Genomic DNA, 18,922 nt, shown 5'->3' on the forward strand with positions numbered 1-18,922 from the left:
CCCTGCCAGCCGGCAGTTTATACTAAAACCGCCAAACGACTTAGGGATTAATCTTAATTTTAATATACCTTCATAAGTTTATCCGTTGTATCTTTGTTTCCGGACGTTTCTTTTTCTATGCCTTCAAAATCCTCTATATTAGTGATGATTATAGGAGTAACTGTATTATAGCCGGCATCTTTTATCTTGTTCATGTCAAAACTTATAAGGAGCTGTCCTTTCTTAACCTTGTCTCCTTCCGATACATGGCTTTCAAAGTACTGTCCATTTAATTCTACTGTATTTAAACCTATATGAATCAATATTTCCACATCATTATCTGTTGTAATTCCTATTGCATGTTTTGTTTCAAATAAAGTTTCAACCACTCCGTCAACTGGTGATACAACCTTGCCCTCTCCCGGTATAATTGCCATACCATCTCCAAGAGTTTTTTGAGCAAAGGTCTGATCTGGTACATCCTCTAAAGGAATCACTCTTCCTTTAATAGGATTATATATTGTTTCTTCAAATGAAGCACTTTCTGAAGTATTTGCGTTACTGTCATTAGAAGGTGACTTTAGCGTAGTTGTAGCATTTTCAGTTTCCTCCACCGGATCTTTATACATTACAAAAGATACAATAAAGGCAACTGCAAAAGATACCACCATAACCATTGCATAATAACCTACAAACTGTGCAGTTATCAAAAATCCAAACAAACCTGTAATACCATAGGCATTAGCATAAATTCCTGTTAATGATGCCACGATACCACCTGCTGCACCTCCGATACAGCCTGCTACAAACGGCTTCATAAAACGAACATTTACACCGAAAATAGCCGGTTCTGTAATACCAAGAAAGGCTGAAAGTGATGCCGGTAAAGCCATTGATTTAATCTTTTTATTCTTAGATTTAACACCTACTGCCAAAGCTGCTGCACCCTGTCCTACATTGGCTGCTGTAGCTATAGGCATCCAGGTATTCATTGGAACAGCTAAAGAACACATTTCCGCCTCAATCATGTTGTACATATGATGCAAACCTGCAACAACGGTGATAGCATAAAGACCACCTATTATTACTCCTCCCAGTCCAAATGGCAGTGAAATAAGTGATTGTGCTGCTGTAAGAACCCAGCCTTCAACCTTTGAAAATACAGGTCCGATTGCTGAAAGTGTAAGATAACCTGTCACAAGTACCGTAACAAGTGGAGTTACAAAAAGGTCTAACATGGCTGGAACAATCTTGTGTAGTCGTTTTTCAATCCAGCTCATTACAAATATGGCAATGATAACAGGAATTACATGTCCCTGGTAACCAACCTGATTAATATCAAAGGCTCCAAACCATACACTCCAAGTCGGGATTGTTTCCCCGGCTTCTTCCATGGACGCCACGCTCCAGGCATTAATAAGACTTGGATGAATCATGATAAATCCGATAACTGCTGCCAGATACGGGTTTCCATCGAATTTTTTTGCAGCACTTACTGCGATTAGAATCGGTAACATTGACAATGCTGCCCCTGCAAAAAGATTTATAATCTCATAAACACTAGATTTTGCAATATCCGGGTATGCTGCTGAAAGACCACCTAAAAGACCATTTAAGAGACCACTGGCTACGATTGCCGGAATAATTGGTACAAAAATATCTCCAAGAGTTTTTATTGCTCTAAAGAAAACATTCTGCTTTTGAGCAGCAGCTGCTTTTAAGTCTTCTTTGCTACCGCCTTCTATTCCTGCCAGTTTAATAAACTCATCATAAACCTTATTAACAATACCGGTTCCGTAAATAACCTGAAGCTGCCCGGCTGCCTCAAAGCACCCCTTGACTCCCTCAACATTTTCAACTCTACTTATGTTTACTTTGCTGTTATCAGCAATAACCAGACGAAGTCTTGTTGCACAATGTGCAGCGGATACAATATTATCCTTACCCCCTATTGCCTCAATCACAGCCTTTGCAGATTCTCTGTAATCCATTTTGGCCTACCTCCTTGATGTGAATATATATTAGTTAATTTATTTAAACATAATAAAAAATGAGTCAAAAAAAATCTTTTAATTTTTTTCGGCTCATTTATTTATTTTATTACTCTATTTACCTATTATTAACCTCTTCGGGATAAAGATCATGATTTGCCATTCTATTCCATGCAACCTCTTCCCATTTTGTCCCGGCTTTTCCATAATTACAATAAGGGTCAATGGATATTCCACCTCTTGGTAAAAACTTTCCCCAGACTTCAATATACTTAGGATCCATTAGTTTTATAAGATCTTTCATGATTATATTTACGCAGTCTTCGTGAAAGTCTCCTCTGTTTCTAAAGGAAAACAGATATAATTTAAGGCTTTTGCTTTCCACCATTTTTTCTGAGGGAACATAAGAAATATAAATAGTTGCAAAATCCGGCTGTCCGGTAATGGGACAAAGACTGGTAAATTCCGGACAGTTGAATTTAACAAAATAGTCATTATCAGGATGTTTATTTATAAATGTTTCTAAAAGATCAGGGGCATAATCAAATTCATATTTATTATTTTTGCTTCCCAAAAGGGTAAGATTTTCCTTTTCTTTATCTCTCATACTTTTACTCCTTTTTAATCCTTAATAAGAGCAGGGTCTTTTACATTGTTTAATTTAAAGGCCTCTGCCCTGTCTATGCAGGTTCCACACTCTCCACAAGGTTCGTCTCCCCCTTCATAACATGACCAGGTAAGCTCATAAGGGACTTTGAGTTCTAAGCCTAATTTTACAACTTCAGCCTTGGTTTTATCTATAAATGGTGCCTCTATAGTAAGCTGGTGTCCACTTCCTTCATAAATAGCCTCTTTCATGGCATTATTAAAAGCACTTGAGCAGTCAGGATATGCAAAACCGCAAGCATCATCTGCATGAGCACCGTAATAAATCACATTACACTCCTTGCTTAAAGCAATGCTTGCTGCTGATGATAAAAACAGACCGTTTCTAAAAGGCACATAGGTGGAAACCGGTGTCTCTCCTTTAGTTTCTTTAATCTGTTCACTATAGCTTTCTTTTGGAATTTCTGTATCTGATTGCTTTAAAAGAGAACAATTACTGAATTGAAAAATTTTGGAAAGATCTAAAAATAACTGTTCTACTCCGTAATAGTTGGCAACTTTTTTTGCTGCCTGAATTTCTTTGTCATGTTTTTGTCCATAGGATACTGATAAGGCAAAAACATTTTCTTTTCCATATTTTGAAATGGCAAGAGCTAATGCAGTTGTAGAATCGACTCCGCCACTTGATAATACCATTGCTTTCATTTTTAAACTCCTTTTTTGTCAGGCTCCCAGATAACTTTATGCATTTGTATTTGTAATCTGACTTTATTCATACAGTTCTTTTTCATGAACTCCACCATTTCCTCTAATTCTATCTTCCCAAAAACAGGACTTAGATATACAATGCATTTATCTGTCAGTTTATATTTTTCTATAACAAAGGCTGCCCTTTCTAAATCTGTACTTTCACAGACAAATTTTACAATATCAACCGGTTTAAGATAATCAAAATTTTCAAGAATCATGGCATCTTCAAAGCCGCTTGAAATAAGCTTGTAATCCATGGTAAAGCTAAGATTATCATAGGCGTTTAATTCATCTCTAAGTTTTGCAACTTTTTCTATACTAACAGCACCATTTGTTTCAATTTCGATATGAAGACTTTTATCTTTTAATAAAATCTCCAGCAATTTTATCATATCTTTTTGTAAAAGGGGTTCTCCACCGGTTAAGGTAACATTTGTCACATTACAGGATAATATATAGTCATAAATATCCTTTGGACTTAAATCTTCATATGGACAGGATGTTTCATTTGCCCATTTTGTATCGCAATAAGTGCAGGCTAAGTTACAACCCCAAAATCTTATAAAAGCCGCCAGTTCTCCGGCTCTTTCTCCTTCGCCGTTAATACTGATAAATTTTTCTACTACTTTCATTTGTATCCCCCCGGATTATTCTGAATACATTGCACAATTATTAGGTGTTTCATATACTTCTATCTGATGCATGTCAAATCCGTATTTTTTTAATTCATCAAAAAAATATTTTGAAAAATTTTCTGCTGTGGTTCTAAAATCCACTTCAACAAGTTTAAAATCCTCTGATAATAAGGCTTTTACAGTTTCATTTTTCAAGGAATCTTTTTCATAAATCAAACTGTGGTCAAATCTGTCTGTCACTTCTTTTAAGGCTTTTTTCAGGTCTGAAAAATCCATTACCATTCCCTCTTTTTGCTTGTCACAAAGAAGCTCTTTAGACTTTGCAGTGGCGATTACTCTCCATCTGTGCCCGTGAAGATTATGACATTTTCCATTATAATTTTTCAAAAAATGTGCAGCATCAAAACCTACTTCTGTTTTTAAATAATACATTTTTCCTCCTGTAAAGCGGACATTCGGAATCCGCTTCGCTACTTCCTCATGAACGCAGTGGCACTTTGTGCCACCTGTCAGAAGGGGCTTTAACCCCTTCTGACACTAGTAAGCTTACACCCCCGCTTAAAGCTTACGCTTTTGAAGCGGGGGATTGCTTACACTGCGTTCAAACTATATTCTAATTAATTACTTTTTGGTTTTTATCAGACTGATCAAAGGACAAAATGTCCATAAAAGAAAAGACCCCGGGAAAATCCCAGAGTCTGTTTTTGTCAAATAATAAGAATATTCACAAAAGAATACCTATTAATTTCAATTAAAAACAAAGATCAGCCCTGGTTTTTTTTAACGACAGGATGGTGCAAACGAACTGTCGGATATTTAACGGTGATTTTTACCACCTGCGTTATACTACTCTCATTAGCCTTTTTTGTCAAGGTTTCAAAGCTAAATAATATTTATTGTTCAAAAATATATCTGCTAAGAAGGGCTTTAAATGCCATTAAAATAGTTACTGAATAAAGAATCCCTGCAAAAATATCACTAAGCCAATGGGCTCCGGATAAAAGTCTGAATACAACTATAAGAACCATTAATAAAGAAGCCAGAATCTGTAAATATTTCTTTGTTTTAATTCTTCTTTTAAAAATAATTCCCCATTCAATAATTGCACTTCCAAGAATTACTATAGCAAGCATGGTGTGGGTAGAAGGAAATGATGCTTCTAAAGCTGTTTCATCAGGTAAAATCTCAGGTCTGTAATTGATTATTACTTTTTCAAAAAATACATAAATTAAAGCAAATACTATATACAATCCTAAAAGACACCAGATGTTAATATCTACAGCTGATAGTTTTTTCCCGGTAACCAATTGTAAAAATCCAAAAAGGCCAAAATATAAAACCGGTAAAAAAACCAGGTATCCCAGATATTTTGAAAGGGAATAAAATATCATATTAAGACCTGTTAAGTCATGAAAATATTTATTGATAGTGGATAATCCTACGCTGCTTTCTTCAGGTCCTATAGCTGCCACATCCACATTACAAACTATAATGGTAAAGATAATGGATAATATTAAAAATACTCCTGCTAAAAGACCATAACTTTTTTCATTTCTCATACTGTTTTCCTCATTTGATAAATAAGCATAGCTTTCTACATATTTATCTCTTTCTATATTTTTAATACCTGTAACTAAACGATTATAACATAAACTTATTAAATAAAACATTTATAAATTCTTAATATTTATGCTTCATCCGGTAGTTTTTTGTAAAGACTTAAATACATTACTACAAAACAAAGGGTTCCTCCCAGAGCATTTGATATAGGTTCTGCCAGAAATACTCCATCTACTCCAAATCCCATCCCCGGTAGCAAAAGGGTTAGGGGAACAACAATTATTACCTTTCTTAATAAAGAGAAAAATATTGCCCTTTTTGAACAGCCAAGAGCCGTAAAGGTGCATTGTCCTGCAAACTGCAGTGCCATAAAACAAAAACCAAAAAAATAAAGTCTTAAAGCATCGCTTCCAAGCTTTAGCAATTCTTCATCTGATGAAAATAATGACATACAGGTTTTAGGGAACAATACTAACACAAGCCACATAACACTTAAATATATAAGTCCGAGTATGGCGGTAAATTTAATTCCTTCCTTTACTCTTTTATATTTTTTTGCACCGTAATTGTAACCTAATATTGGCTGGGCACCACCTCCAATGCTGATTGGCGGTACAGAAAAGATTTCTCTTACGGAATTTAACACGGTCATTATTCCCACATAAAGATCTCCCCCGTAGATTTTTAAAGACCTGTTACATACAATCTGAACAAGACAGCTTGTAGCCTGCATTATAAATCCTGCAAGACCTAGCTGTATTATTTCAAGAACCATCTTTCCTTCCAGACGCATTTTGTCTAATTCCAATCGGTAGGCATTATCTTTTTTGTGAAAATAAAACATTACCCATAAAAAAGAAACAAACTGGCTTATGACACTGGTAAGAGCAGCTCCTTCAATTCCCATGGAAAAAAAGAATATAAAAATCGGGTCCAGAATCATATTTAAAACTGCTCCAATAACTATGGTACACATGCCCATTCCCGGGTGACCTGAGGCATTTATAAAGGGAACAAGCCCCGTAGAAACCATTGAAAACAAGGTTCCAAAAAGATAAATATTAAGATATTTTTCACCATATAAAACTGTCTTATCACTGGCCCCAAACAGGTATAAAACCGGAGTTTTAAAGGCATAAAAAAAGGCAAATATTATAAAAGAAGTAATTACTATAAGGGTAAATACCTCTCCTAAGAGTTTTTTTGCCCTTTCTTCGTTTTTCTCTCCCCTGGCAATGGAAAATAATGGCGCTCCCCCTGACGAAAACAGATTTGTAAAAGCAATAATCAGAGTAATTACCGGAAATGTAAGGCCTATTCCTGACAGGGCAAGACTTCCCTGTGTCTTTAAATGTCCTATATATATCCTGTCAACCACACTGTATAATAATTGTATAATCTGGGCAAGCATAAGTGGAAAAGACTGTGCCATTATATTTTTCCACATCTTTCCCTGTGAAAAATCAGATTTCACATTTTTCATCTCCTTTAAAATTACATATTTGCGCAAATTAAAGCAGAATGTCTTATAAACATCCTGCTAAAACAGTATTATAACTAATATAATATAAAATGTCACCAAACTTTATGTCGTTTTCTTTATAAATATTCCTTTGATATTTACAGGCAGTTATCTATTTCCGATAAGACCGTTTTCATGTCTATAGGCTTTGTTATATAGCCATTCATCCCTGCGTCCATTGCATTTTTCTTATCTTCATCAAAGGCATTGGCAGTCATTGCAATTATAGGAATCTCAGATTTTTTTCCATTAAGTCCCCTAATGGTTCTAGTTGCCTTATATCCGTCCATATTAGGCATTTGTATGTCCATTAATATTAAATCATATTTATCCACAGGAGAATTTACAATAGTTTCAACACACTCTATCCCATCCTCCACCGTATCCACTTCAAATCCGGACTCCGTAAGAAGAACTTCTGCAATTTCTCTGTTCATTGCATTGTCCTCAGCTAAAAGTATCTTCTTTCCCTTTATTTTTTCAAAATCAATATCATTATTTATATCATCATCTATTATTTTTTTATCTGCTATTTTAAAAGGTATTCTTATGGTAACTTTTGTTCCCTGACCGGACTTGCTTTCCACATTTATACTACCATCCATTAAATCCACAAGTTTTTTTACAATTCCCATTCCAAGACCGGTTCCATAAACCTTGTTTTCTGTTACCGTCTTTTCTCTTTCAAAACTGTCATAAATGTGAGGCATAAATTCGCTGGATATACCTATTCCATTATCCTCTATAACATTTTCATAAATAACATAGCCTTCTTTTTGTGAAGGAAGCTTTCTTGTACTTACCTTTATTGTACCGTTTTCAGGTGTATATTTAACGGCATTGGATAAAATGTTTAGTAATATTTCCTGGAATTTTGTCTTGTCACAATAAACAAGCATAGATGGAAATTCCATATTTCTAATAACATTCAGATTTTTCTTTTCATAATCTATGTTAAATATAATTGATAAATCCTTCTCCACTTCCACAATATCCATTATTTCTTCGTCCAAAGAAGTTTTTCCGCTTTCAATCCTTGCCATTTCAAGAACTCTGTTTATAAGATTTAAGAGATATTGTCCGGAAACTTTGATATTTGTTAAATATTTAAGCCTTGTTTCTTTGTCTAAATTATCGTTTTCCAGCAACTTTTCAAAGCCTAATATGGCATTCATAGGAGTTCTTATGTCATGAGACATGTTAAATAAAAACTGGGACTTTGACCTGTTTGCCACCTCGGCTTCCTCTTTTGCCATTCTTAAAGCCTCAGTATAATTAATTTCATCATCAATAATCCTTACCATAATAACGCTGTAAAGGTCTCCGTCTTCACCTTTAATCAAAATAGACCTTTGCTCCACCCAGTGAAGTTCATCCCCGTGAAGCTGCTTTGTTATTAACTGAATGGTTCTTTCTCCCCTTTTGTATGCATCCATAAGAGCTTTTCTTGAGAATTTTCTTTTCATCTCCTCCCATTCTTTTCTATCAGGAAATGAGCTTTCTATTGCATCAAACATGTCATCCATAGTCATACCGGTAACATCAATTTTTCCATCAAAAGCATTTTCGTCATACTCCACATTTACTATATTCTGGGTAACATTTTCTTCCATGATAAAAAGATAGTAGGTTTTTGCGGCAGCCACAATAAGCCTAAGCTTCATCTGCTTTTTGCGTTCATCTCTTATAAAACCTTCTATATTTCTAAAGGCAAGTACCAGGTTTTCGCTTTCCTTATTTGAACCTGCCCTTGCAACTAAAAATTCATGATGTTCTTTTTTGCCCTCGTCATCTATTCTTGTATATTTTATTGAATAAAAACCCTCATCGGGAATATTGGCTATTAAAACATCCAAATCAAGCAGGGGACGAATTTCTTCCCTTTCTTCCGGCACAATATAATTATTGATATAAAAATCTACCGCATATTCAAAATCCGGATTGTTTTCTTCTTTAAATTTTAAAAATCCCTTTGTGGTTGAATCCGTTTTTCTGTATAGATGCAAAGTTTTATTTTTTGTATTTAAGTACCATACAGTGTGAAATTCCTGACTTATGGCATTAATAATGCCATAGGCCTCTTCTTTAAAGCGGTAACGGTGATTTATATTTTTTATATATATATTTGAAAACACAATAATAAAAAGCCATATTATAAAACATATGCTGAAAACAATATAAATATCCAGATGGGTTATCAATATCCTTTTAAGCATTACATATGACCAGTTATTTCCACTTTTTATTTTAAAAATAATAATGTGAATTAAAGTATATATGATAGGAGATATAACCATTATTATCGTAATAATGTTTTCAAACATCCTTATTTTCTTTATTATCTTACTATTCATAGTTTCCTCCGGTTATGTCTGCCACCCCTGATAAATAGTATTTCGTCAGAATAAGAGTATTTTTAAATATCTGTAAATATTTCGCTGTAATGTAAAAAACCGACTGTATTTCTACAGTCGGAAAATTATTATTATTAATTCATAAAAGGCTTTTGAAGGAGTGGATTTGCTGCACTAAAAGAATCTGCCCTTTTAAGACCTGCTCTTTCCAGCTCCTTTTTATATACTTTATAATTATGATTCCAGGATTTCTTTATTTTTTTGTCTTTTCTGTGGTCTTTAAGTTTGCAGTTTTCACTTAAATAATCACCAAGATAGGAAGTAACCTTACTTGCTCCAAAATAATTCATATGAATTCCACCATCACAAGTATCATTATCCCAGTCTATATAACCTGATAATTCATAATTTAAATCCAAAAATTCAATGCCTTTTTTATCAGCATATTTTTTTATGCTTTCATATTTTTTCTTTGACCAGTCAGAGCTTGGACATTTTAATAAAACCACCTTGGAACCATTTTTTTCGCATAATTCTATGGTTTTATCTACCCAGTACTTAGAGATTTTATTCATTTTAATTTTTTTACCTTTTTTCAGGACTTTTTGTGAATCCTGGGCTTTTTCAACCTCCGGTCTTACAAAATATCCCTTGCTGACAGATTTTTTAGGGGGAGAATTAAATATCCTTACAGGATTTGGTCCCCAGAGAAATCTGTGATAAGCAAAAACAGGAAATATCTGCTCTAAATATGCCTTTATGGTAGTATTAATGTTATCAATATCACTTTGATCTCTAAAAAAAGTTGCCGTTTCTAAAAAAACCACCTTTGGCTTTTGTTTTTCATATATCTTTTTTAAATAAACATAGTTTTCTGCCGGTCTTTGGGATGCCTCACCCCAGCTAAAGCCGGTATATCCGTAGTCTTTCCACCATTCCAAAGGAGAGATACTGCTATAAACATCACTGCTTCCAATAGATATTACATCTATCGTGTTTTCAGGCTCATTATAAATTTTCTTTGAATAATAATTTAAAACCGGATTGGTATTTTGCATAAGTTTAATGGAAATCCATCCAAGAGCCTGTAAAAGTAAAAATACTGCCATTAAAAAAGCAAAAAACCTGATTATTATATTTTGTCTTGTCATTTTAGTTTTCACCTCTAAAACTGTGCATAAATAAAATCTGCACCTTTAAATCCAACTCCATAGGCCCCTAAGGAAATTATCACTGCCACGCCGGCAAGATAAAATGACCATCTGTAAAAAAGCGGCTTTTGAGCCAGGTATTCTCTTATGCTTATGCCCTGTTCGTGAAAATGTCCTACAAAGGCAAATATAATTACCGGTATAATAAACAGCAATACCATGGCAGGACTTTGCATACCGGTATTAAGAAGTTCCTGTGGGATATTACTTATAGCGGATGGCTTAAACATGGCAAAAAACATTTCTTTTGCACTTGCTATGTCCTTTGAATTAAAAATCATCATTCCTATATTTACAAGGATGAAGGTTCTTGCTATCTGACATCTTTGGTAGCCTTTGCTTTCCCTGTTTATATTTAAACTTTCAAATATTTTTTTAAATAAAGGTTCCAAAAGCAATCCCAAAGTTAAAATAGCATAATAATAAAGCCCGTAAACCACATATTTTACTTCACTTCCATGCCATAATCCGTTGCATAACCACACCATAAAAAGGGCAAAAATCATAGGAACTGTAGTTGCATAATAATTATTAAAAACTTTTTTACTTTTCTTTGAAAGATTTTGAAAACCTGTACTTAAAGAAACAGGATAAAAAACATAATCTCTAAGAAAACTTCCAAGGGTAATATTCCATCTTTGCCAGAATTCATTTACTGTTTTTGAAACAAAAGGCTGCTTAAAGTTCTCGGATAGTTCAATTCCGAAAAGTTCGGCACTTCCTCTTGCTATATCAATACATCCTGAAAAGTCTGCATATAATTCAAGGGTATATACTAAAACCATAAGAATTATCACCCAGTTGCCAAAGTTTTTATAATCTCTAAATACAACCATTACATAGCGGTTTAAATTATCAGCCACTACTATCTTTTTAAATAAGCCCCACATCATAAGCTGTAAACCAAAGCAAAAGGTCTTATAGTCAAAGCTGTGACCTGTGGATAGCATTTTTCCAACATTTTTATATCTTTCAATGGGACCTTCAGTAACTGTTGGGAAAAAACTTAAAAATAAAAATATTTTCAAAGGTTTTTTTTCAGCTTCACATACCCCTCTTTTTACATCTATTACATAGGCAATAGCTGATAATGTATAGAAGGATATTCCTAAAGGCATCAAAAGATGCACTGTTTCAAACTGCATATTTATATTTAAAAGTCTGCAAAATGAATTTGCAATATTTCCGGCAAAATTCAGATATTTTGAAAAAAACAGTATTCCAAGGCTTATAATGGCCACAAGACCACAAACTAAATTATTCTTTTTTTCGTTTTTTTCTTTCAAAAGCTTTCTTTCCGGCTTTTCAAGACTCTTTTTTATCTCTTTAAATTTTAAATTCCTGTCTTCTATATTTTTTGCGGCCAGATATACCAATAAAGAAGTAAACAGTATTGAAACAATAAGATATTTACTTGAAAACAGATAAAATACTATACTGGCTGTAAGCAATACTCCCCATCTGTATTTTATTGGTATTATATAATATAAAATTACCACTGGAATTAAAAATGCAAAAAGATACATATACGAATTGTACTGCATTATTAATCTTCATCCTCCATGCGTTCAATAAGCTTTGCTATGGTCTGCGCTGAATAAAAGTTTTCAGGTACAACTTCGGGAAGAGGGATATCCACATCAAATTCCTCACTTAATTCAGATACTAACATTACTATTTCCATTGAGGATAAAATATGTCTTTCCACAAGGTCGTTTTCTTTGGAAAAATCCACTCCCGGTTTTACTTCGTTTAATACTTCTATTACTTTTTCTATATTCATTTTCTTAATCCTCCATTAAATTATAATTATTTTTTAAATATACTCTGTCAATTTTTCCATTGGCATTTACAGGCATTGCCTTAACCTTAACCAAAACATTTGGATGCATATACGGTGGAAGTTTCTTTTTTGCATGTTCCATTACAGCATCTTTTTTTATTCGTCCCTCGTAAATTAAAACAATTTTATCTTCTGTCTCATTATATATACAGGCACAGGAATTCATCTTTTCCATAGCGCTCATATTTGCTTCAATTTCTCCTAATTCTATTCTGTAACCCATGTGTTTTATCTGAAAATCTTTTCTTCCAAGATAAATCAACTGACCGTATTCATTATAGGAAACCAGATCCCCGGTTTTATATAATATCTCCGGATAGGCCTTATTTAAAGGGTTTTGTACAAAGGAAGCCTTTGTTTTTTCGGGATTATTGTAATAACCGTCTGCCAAAAATGAGCCTCCCACATACAGTTCACCTTTATCTGCTTCTTTTAAATCTTCATCAAGAATCAATACAAAGCAGTTATTACAAGGCTTTCCAATTGGTAAGGTTTCCTCATCTTTAAATTCTTTGTCCACATGATACCAGGTACAGATATCTGTAGTTTCCGTAGGCCCGAAAAGATTTGCAAAATAGGCATCAGGATAAGCCCGCCTCCAGTAATTAAGCTGTTTATTAGGCATCACCTCACCAGCAAACAATATCTTCTTTAAATACATTGGCTTATCATAGGAAAAAGTATCCCATTTAGCTACCAAAGATAAGGCTGAAGGAACCCAATAAATTGTATTTATTTTATTTTCATTCATGTATTCTACCAGCTTTAAAGGAAAAGAAAACATCTTTTTAGGAATGATGCAAAGGCATCCGCCACTTCTTAAACCTCCAAATAAATCTGTTACAGACATACTAAAATAAAAAGGTGTCTGACTTCCCCAAATTGTTTTTTCATTAATATCAAAATTCTCCAATACCCAGTCTGTATAAGAAATAGCAGCTTTGTGACTGATAACAGTTCCTTTTGGATTTCCCGTAGAACCTGAGGTATATAGAATATACATGGTTTCCGAATCCGTCATGGCCCTTCTGATATTATACAAATATTCTTCATCTATTTCTTCATTAATTGCATTTTCGTAATAAAAAATGTCTGTATTACCCAATTCCAAAGCCAAATCCTTGTATTTATCATTGGTTAAAACTGCTACTGGTTCTAAGGTTTCAAATATCTTTAACATCCTGTCCTTTGGCATTTCAGGGTCTAATACTGTATAAAAGTTTCCACTGTATAAAACTGCCAGCATTGATGTTGCAAGTTTTACTGATTTATCCATTAATATGGCAATGGGCTTTTTTCTCCAGGCATTTTCTTTAAATGAAACTGCAATTTTTTTTGAATTTTTAATAAGCATCTCATATGAAAGCTTTGAACTGACATCGGACACAGCAATATTTTTTGGAAAGAGTCTTGCTGATTTTTCGATACCTTCTAAAATATTTTTCATATTTCCAGATCTCCTTTAAAATATAAAAATATAATATAAAATCATGTATTTTCCATGTAAGATTCATTATAACTGCACATAAGTTATAGTCTAGTTAATATTATCTTAAAATTCAATTAATTTTTTTCTTTTCTATATATACAATGCACTTTTCCTTATCATATAAAAAAGATATCCCTTTTTACGAGGATATCTTTTTTGAGGAATAAAAATTATACAAGTTTAGAAATAATCATTTTCTTTAATTCCAGAAATTTTTCAGTAAGATTAAAATCTTTTTCTGTATCTTTTTTTAAGTTTCCAAGGTCTATTTCATCTGTAATTGTAGCAGGCTTTCCCTTTAAAATATAAATTCTGTCAGATAAATATATGGCTTCATCAATATCGTGAGTTATAAAAATGGTAGATAAGTCGATTTTTTTAATCGTATCAAGATACCATTTTTGTATGGCGCTTTTTGTAATATTATCCAAGGCACTAAAGGGTTCATCCAGTAAAGCCACCTTATTTGAGGAAAGATAGGTTCTAAGTAAAGCCGCCCTTTGTCTCATTCCCCCGGAAAGCTGGGAAGGATATTTATATTGGGTATTATCAAGCCCAAAATCCTTAAAGTATTTTATAGCTTCTTTTCTTGCTTCTTTTTTACTTTTTCCCTTTATAATCAAGGGCAAAGCCACATTATCGATTATTTTTTTATGTTCCAAAAGAAGATCTTTTTGCATCATATAAGCAATTTTTCCGGGATTTTTTGTTATGTCTTCCTCCATTAAAAAAACCTTTCCCCCATCAGGAGGGCTTATTCCTGCCAAAACATGTAAAAGAGTGGTTTTTCCGGCTCCGCTTACTCCCAATAATGAAACTGTCTCACCTTTTTTAAGATTAATATTAACAGACTCAATTATTGTTTTTTCTCCATATTTTTTTGATATATCAACTGCTTTTAAAAGTATCATTTTATTATCCTGTTTAACTGATTATTCCGAAAGATATTCATTTGTATATCCCGTTTTTGAAAGATTATTTTTTGTCAGTTTATTATCATATAACCATTTATAAAATCTGTCCCACCTTGAAGAATCTATATATCCCCAGCTTTTGGCATCTGAAATATACTCCTTTGAAATCCATTTTTGGCTTTCATGTACAAGTTTATCTGCTCCTTGTAAAGAATTGGTGGAATCTTCTTTTATCAATATATCAGCTGCATCATCCGGATTTTCAACGGCATATTCGTATCCTTTTTTGCAGGCTCTTAAAAATGCCTTTGTAATCTCAGGATTGCTTTCCATAAATTCGTTATTTCCGAAAATAACAGGGGTGCAATAATCAAAAACCGGGTTTATATCCCTAAAGAAGAAAAAGTCACAGTCTACCTTTTCTATATCAGCATTAATACCGCCCCATCCGTAAAATACCCAGATTGCATCTGTTTGCTTTGCAGCCAGGGCTGCCGGTTCATCTGTTATAGTATTTGGAATAAGTTTTAACTTGTCAAAGTCAGCATTTTCCTCTTCCATAACATTTTTTATCATTGCCATTTCTATAGGTGATTCCCAGGTGGAATAAGTTTTTCCCTCCAATCCAGCAGGAGATACTATACCATCACCTTTTCTTGAAATAATACCTGAGGTATTATGCTGTAAAATAGCAGAAATGGCAGTCACTCCATAATCTTTGTCACCATCTAAGGCTGCTGCAAAGGTGTCCTGGGCATCAATGGCAAATTGTGCCTGACCTGATGAACACATAAGTAATGCCCCGTCCTCCGGTGGTTGGACAAATTCTACCTCAAGGCCTTCTTCTTCAAAATATCCCTTTCCTTTAGCAACAAACAATCCAGTGTGATTGGTATTTGGTGTCCAGTCAAGGCAAAAAGTTATTTTTGTAAATTCCTTTTTTTCTTTATTTTCATTCTTTGAAGCATTTCCCATTTTAAATACTCCAAAGGAAACTATGCCTATTACGATTGCCATAATAGCAACAATAGCCGTTATTTTTAATTTTTTGTTATTCATTTTTCACGCTTCCTATTTTTTAAAAATTATTTTTGGTTGACATTTTCATTTTTTGCCAGGTTTAACCAAGGCATTGACATTTTTCCGATTTCCTTCACCAGTTTCATTAATAAAAGACTGATTATTACAATAACTATAATAACAGCAAACATTTTATCAAAGGAATAGGCTTTTTTTACCCTTGTCATGTAAACTCCAAGACCCTCAAAACCGCCTAACCATTCTGATACTACAGCTCCTACCACTGCGTAGGAGGCAGATATTTTTAATCCTGCAAAAAAGTAAGGCATGGCTCTTGGAAATTTCAGATGATAAAAGATTTGTAAATTGTCAGCTCCCATGGCTTTTAAGAGATTTAAGGAATCCTTGTCCACGCTTTTATAGCCCTCTAAAAGCCCCACTGTAATAGGAAAAAATGTAGTAATAACCACCAGGGTAATCTTTGGTGCCATTCCAAATCCCATCCATAAGACCAATATTGGAGCAATAGCTATGGTAGGAATAGTCTGACTTACTATTATCAGAGGATAAAAAGCCTTGTCCAAAACAACAAATCTATCCATTACAGTAGCCATTACAAATGCCAGTATTATTCCCAAAAGTAAACCGGCAAGGGTTTCAATTAATGAAACCTTTCCATGATGTAACAGGGTAGAAAAGTCATTTATAATTGCTAGGACTACTTCTATGGGAGATGGTAGCATAAATGATGGTACTATTTTAAAAAAGCACACTAACTGCCATATTAAAACAAATCCCAAAAGTGCTATTAATGGTGGAAGTTTATCTGTGATGTTTTGTAACTTTTTTGTCAATTGTAAGTACTTCTCCTTCCGGCTTATATGATATTTTCACGTAAGTATTCATGGCCTTACATCCTGCCTTTGCTGCAACCAATTGACAATTCTTTACAATTTCCATTAAACCGTCATAATCGCCTTCTATAGAGGTCTCACAAGGTCCCACATAAAAATTGTAGCCTGTGGATTTAATATAATCAATTACTTCATCCACAATTCTAATTACCTCTTCTTCATCTGTTTGCGTAGGTAAAACCTGAATTGCTACACTTGCATTCATAATAAATCTCCTTTCTTTTAACAAAAAAACCGCCAGTGAAAATCCTGACGGCTGATTATCTTGGTAATATCAATACTTCCTACGGCAGCATTATCTGCATCAGGTATATGGATTAGAATGTAGGCATTCTATCTCAGATTCCCATTATGAACCACTCCAGTATTTTTATTAATTTAATTAAAAAGAAGTTAATTAATTTACTTCTCTACGACATGTCTTGTGAAAAATTATAAACTTTAATGAATATTTTGCAAGCACTTTTTTCAAATTTGCTGATTTTTTTGTAAAGCGGACATTCGGAATCCGCTTCGCTACTTCCTCATGAACGCAGTGGCACTTTGTGCCACCTGTCAGAAGGGGCTTTAACCCCTTCTGACACTAGTAAGCTTATCCCCCCGCTTATAGCTTACGCTTTTGAAGCGGGGGGATTGCTTACACTGCGTTCAAATTTACAAACTTATACAAAAAAAGAGATACCCAGTTGCTAAACCGGTTATCTCATTTTATATGATATCCTAAACAAAAATGCACTATTTATTTCTCTAATCCCTGACAACTTTGCCTTCGTAGCATAATGGCTCAACCACTTAAACCCGGCTAAAAATATTGATACTTATTAATATATTTAAGGAATTTCTAATGAGTTTGATGTCTGTATGATTCGCCAGGTGTAGTTGTGACTTGAGAAAGCCACTGCAATACCGGCTGTTGTGGATAATGCTTTTGTGTAGGTATCCATCTTTCATAGTCTGCTTCATCACCGTTTTTTGTCTTTATCGCTCCAAGTTTTTGTAAATATTCGTTAATCGCTAATGACATTTTTTCTACCTCTCTTTAAGTTTTTTTCCTTTTCCCATAAAAACAAATTCCCGTAAAAACTAAAAAACTTTTCTTGTTCACGTCCCTTGCGTAAGTCTATTTTCGTTCTTTATGGATTAAAATAAAAGGGCTTTTGCGTAAATGTCATTATTTCAGGTTTTATTTGCACATGAGCAATTTTTTATTTTTAAAAAATAAGAATTTTAAAAGATATTTTTAATATTATTTTTATTATTATTTAACAAATTTCCTACTTTAAAGCATATTACACCTGATTAATTTTCCTCATCTTTTTCCATTTCTTTAGTCATTAAATAATAATCAGATATTTGATAACCACTTTTTTTATAAGCAGCTACAGCTTTTTCATTTTCCATTTCCACTTCTAATTTAAACCTTACCGCTTCAGGATATTCTTTTTCTATAAATTTAAAAAAATCTTTTGAAAATCCCTGATGACGATATTTTTCTTTAAGATACAAATCCTCAACCCAGACACAGATTCCACCGTATTCCGTTGTATAATTCAGGGAAACCATGGCATATCCTGCTGTTTTTTCTTCTTTTTCAAAAATATATCCCCATAAAAGCGGCATATCACTAACAGCTGCCTCGAAGTCTCTTAGCAAAACCTGATTTGAGGATTTATGAATCAGGGCGGGAGAATCATAAAATATCCTCATCATATTTAATACCTCTTCCCTGTCATTGTTATTCATTTTTCTTATATTCATGCTTTTCTTCCTTCTTTTTTAACTTTTCCTGATTTATTTAGCTTTTTCTAATCTATCACAAAAATCGTATAAGAGGTAAATTTTTTTTATCTCCCAACCTCATACAAGCATCATATATACGTTTTCTTATAGTTAAATGCAATCCGACACTACTAAGGTGAATTGGGAACTTTCACTCGTTAGAAAGGTACACCACAAGGTGCGTAAAGCGGACATTCGAATTTGCACCGGATTCCTTGTTTTTAACTATTTTATATTTTTTAACATTTGTATTTACTCCTATTAAAAATTTTTTAAATCATTTTCTATATTCTAGTCAGGGACATATTATAATATCGTCGTACAAACCATAATAATACAATATGGAACAAAAAAG

General features: G+C 33.5%; 18 protein-coding genes and 1 riboswitch. All 18 genes read right to left on the reverse strand.

The annotated features are described in order from the left end of the window. Positions 1–59: 59 nt before the first annotated feature. Positions 60–1,970: a PTS sucrose transporter subunit IIABC gene (locus tag BM153_RS08460; protein WP_092872695.1), complete on the reverse strand. Its 1,911-nt coding sequence runs from the start codon at positions 1,968–1,970 to the stop codon at positions 60–62. Between the two features lie 118 nt (positions 1,971–2,088). Continuing rightward, positions 2,089–2,577, reverse strand: coding sequence for a preQ(1) synthase (gene queF / locus BM153_RS08465; RefSeq protein WP_092872697.1), 489 nt, complete (start codon positions 2,575–2,577; stop codon positions 2,089–2,091). 14 nt (positions 2,578–2,591) lie between these two features. Next, the gene (queC, locus tag BM153_RS08470) at positions 2,592–3,281 is read right to left on the reverse strand and encodes a 7-cyano-7-deazaguanine synthase QueC (protein WP_092872699.1); all 690 of its coding nucleotides are present in this window, start codon (positions 3,279–3,281) and stop codon (positions 2,592–2,594) included. 2 nt (positions 3,282–3,283) lie between these two features. Then, entirely contained in the window at positions 3,284–3,958 is a 675-nt protein-coding gene (queE, locus tag BM153_RS08475; RefSeq protein WP_330392046.1) for a putative 7-carboxy-7-deazaguanine synthase QueE, read from the reverse strand. Positions 3,959–3,973: 15 nt separating this feature from the next. Further along, the gene (queD, locus tag BM153_RS08480) at positions 3,974–4,393 is read right to left on the reverse strand and encodes a 6-carboxytetrahydropterin synthase QueD (protein ID WP_092872703.1); all 420 of its coding nucleotides are present in this window, start codon (positions 4,391–4,393) and stop codon (positions 3,974–3,976) included. A 461-nt stretch (positions 4,394–4,854) separates the two neighbouring features. Then, positions 4,855–5,631, reverse strand: a complete 777-nt coding sequence (locus tag BM153_RS08485; protein ID WP_092872705.1) for a phosphatase PAP2 family protein — start codon at positions 5,629–5,631, stop codon at positions 4,855–4,857. 17 nt (positions 5,632–5,648) lie between these two features. Continuing rightward, on the reverse strand, positions 5,649–7,004 hold the full coding sequence (locus BM153_RS08490; RefSeq protein ID WP_177205620.1) for an MATE family efflux transporter: 1,356 nt from the start codon (positions 7,002–7,004) through the stop codon (positions 5,649–5,651). A 137-nt stretch (positions 7,005–7,141) separates the two neighbouring features. Then, positions 7,142–9,397, reverse strand: a complete 2,256-nt coding sequence (locus BM153_RS08495) for a hybrid sensor histidine kinase/response regulator (protein ID WP_092872709.1) — start codon at positions 9,395–9,397, stop codon at positions 7,142–7,144. 134 nt (positions 9,398–9,531) lie between these two features. Then, positions 9,532–10,548: a hypothetical protein gene (locus BM153_RS08500; RefSeq protein WP_092872711.1), complete on the reverse strand. Its 1,017-nt coding sequence runs from the start codon at positions 10,546–10,548 to the stop codon at positions 9,532–9,534. Between the two features lie 14 nt (positions 10,549–10,562). Beyond that, the gene (locus BM153_RS08505; protein ID WP_092872713.1) at positions 10,563–12,152 is read right to left on the reverse strand and encodes an MBOAT family O-acyltransferase; all 1,590 of its coding nucleotides are present in this window, start codon (positions 12,150–12,152) and stop codon (positions 10,563–10,565) included. Positions 12,153–12,154: 2 nt separating this feature from the next. Next, entirely contained in the window at positions 12,155–12,391 is a 237-nt protein-coding gene (locus BM153_RS08510) for an acyl carrier protein (protein ID WP_242949100.1), read from the reverse strand. Between the two features lie 4 nt (positions 12,392–12,395). Then, positions 12,396–13,898, reverse strand: a complete 1,503-nt coding sequence (locus BM153_RS08515) for an amino acid adenylation domain-containing protein (RefSeq protein WP_092872715.1) — start codon at positions 13,896–13,898, stop codon at positions 12,396–12,398. Positions 13,899–14,110: 212 nt separating this feature from the next. Continuing rightward, a complete protein-coding gene (locus BM153_RS08520) occupies positions 14,111–14,851 on the reverse strand; it encodes an ABC transporter ATP-binding protein (protein WP_092872717.1) in 741 nt (246 codons plus the stop codon). A gap of 21 nt (positions 14,852–14,872) precedes the next feature. Then, a complete protein-coding gene (locus tag BM153_RS08525; protein WP_092872719.1) occupies positions 14,873–15,913 on the reverse strand; it encodes an ABC transporter substrate-binding protein in 1,041 nt (346 codons plus the stop codon). Positions 15,914–15,939: 26 nt separating this feature from the next. Beyond that, entirely contained in the window at positions 15,940–16,728 is a 789-nt protein-coding gene (locus tag BM153_RS08530; protein WP_092872721.1) for an ABC transporter permease, read from the reverse strand. Further along, entirely contained in the window at positions 16,697–16,993 is a 297-nt protein-coding gene (locus tag BM153_RS08535; RefSeq protein ID WP_092872723.1) for a thiamine-binding protein, read from the reverse strand. Before BM153_RS08535 ends, BM153_RS08530 begins: the two co-directional genes overlap by 32 nt. 59 nt (positions 16,994–17,052) lie before the next feature. Further along, positions 17,053–17,162: riboswitch (TPP riboswitch) on the reverse strand. Between the two features lie 467 nt (positions 17,163–17,629). Beyond that, positions 17,630–17,812, reverse strand: coding sequence for a hypothetical protein (locus BM153_RS08540; protein WP_092872725.1), 183 nt, complete (start codon positions 17,810–17,812; stop codon positions 17,630–17,632). A gap of 275 nt (positions 17,813–18,087) precedes the next feature. Then, positions 18,088–18,546 (reverse strand): GNAT family N-acetyltransferase, encoded by a 459-nt coding sequence (locus BM153_RS08545; RefSeq protein ID WP_092872727.1) that lies wholly within the window; start codon positions 18,544–18,546, stop codon positions 18,088–18,090. Between the last annotated feature and the right edge of the window lie 376 nt (positions 18,547–18,922).

It is taken from the genome of Acetitomaculum ruminis DSM 5522 (assembly GCF_900112085.1).
GTDB classification, from domain to species: Bacteria; Bacillota; Clostridia; order Lachnospirales; family Lachnospiraceae; genus Acetitomaculum; species Acetitomaculum ruminis.

What these genes read in the sequence shown, in the direction of transcription:
- BM153_RS08460 (WP_092872695.1), bottom strand. Translation starts at nt 1,970, where the DNA reads ATGGATTACAGAGAATCTGCAAAGGCTGTGATTGAGGCAATAGGGGGT.
- queF (WP_092872697.1), bottom strand. Translation starts at nt 2,577, where the DNA reads ATGAGAGATAAAGAAAAGGAAAATCTTACCCTTTTGGGAAGCAAAAAT.
- queC (WP_092872699.1), bottom strand. Translation starts at nt 3,281, where the DNA reads ATGAAAGCAATGGTATTATCAAGTGGCGGAGTCGATTCTACAACTGCA.
- queE (WP_330392046.1), bottom strand. Translation starts at nt 3,958, where the DNA reads ATGAAAGTAGTAGAAAAATTTATCAGTATTAACGGCGAAGGAGAAAGA.
- queD (WP_092872703.1), bottom strand. Translation starts at nt 4,393, where the DNA reads ATGTATTATTTAAAAACAGAAGTAGGTTTTGATGCTGCACATTTTTTG.
- BM153_RS08485 (WP_092872705.1), bottom strand. Translation starts at nt 5,631, where the DNA reads ATGTTTTATTTAATAAGTTTATGTTATAATCGTTTAGTTACAGGTATT.
- BM153_RS08490 (WP_177205620.1), bottom strand. Translation starts at nt 7,004, where the DNA reads ATGAAAAATGTGAAATCTGATTTTTCACAGGGAAAGATGTGGAAAAAT.
- BM153_RS08495 (WP_092872709.1), bottom strand. Translation starts at nt 9,397, where the DNA reads ATGAATAGTAAGATAATAAAGAAAATAAGGATGTTTGAAAACATTATT.
- BM153_RS08500 (WP_092872711.1), bottom strand. Translation starts at nt 10,548, where the DNA reads ATGACAAGACAAAATATAATAATCAGGTTTTTTGCTTTTTTAATGGCA.
- BM153_RS08505 (WP_092872713.1), bottom strand. Translation starts at nt 12,152, where the DNA reads ATGCAGTACAATTCGTATATGTATCTTTTTGCATTTTTAATTCCAGTG.
- BM153_RS08510 (WP_242949100.1), bottom strand. Translation starts at nt 12,391, where the DNA reads ATGAATATAGAAAAAGTAATAGAAGTATTAAACGAAGTAAAACCGGGA.
- BM153_RS08515 (WP_092872715.1), bottom strand. Translation starts at nt 13,898, where the DNA reads ATGAAAAATATTTTAGAAGGTATCGAAAAATCAGCAAGACTCTTTCCA.
- BM153_RS08520 (WP_092872717.1), bottom strand. Translation starts at nt 14,851, where the DNA reads ATGATACTTTTAAAAGCAGTTGATATATCAAAAAAATATGGAGAAAAA.
- BM153_RS08525 (WP_092872719.1), bottom strand. Translation starts at nt 15,913, where the DNA reads ATGAATAACAAAAAATTAAAAATAACGGCTATTGTTGCTATTATGGCA.
- BM153_RS08535 (WP_092872723.1), bottom strand. Translation starts at nt 16,993, where the DNA reads ATGAATGCAAGTGTAGCAATTCAGGTTTTACCTACGCAAACAGATGAA.
- BM153_RS08540 (WP_092872725.1), bottom strand. Translation starts at nt 17,812, where the DNA reads ATGTCATTAGCGATTAACGAATATTTACAAAAACTTGGAGCGATAAAG.
- BM153_RS08545 (WP_092872727.1), bottom strand. Translation starts at nt 18,546, where the DNA reads ATGAATATAAGAAAAATGAATAACAATGACAGGGAAGAGGTATTAAAT.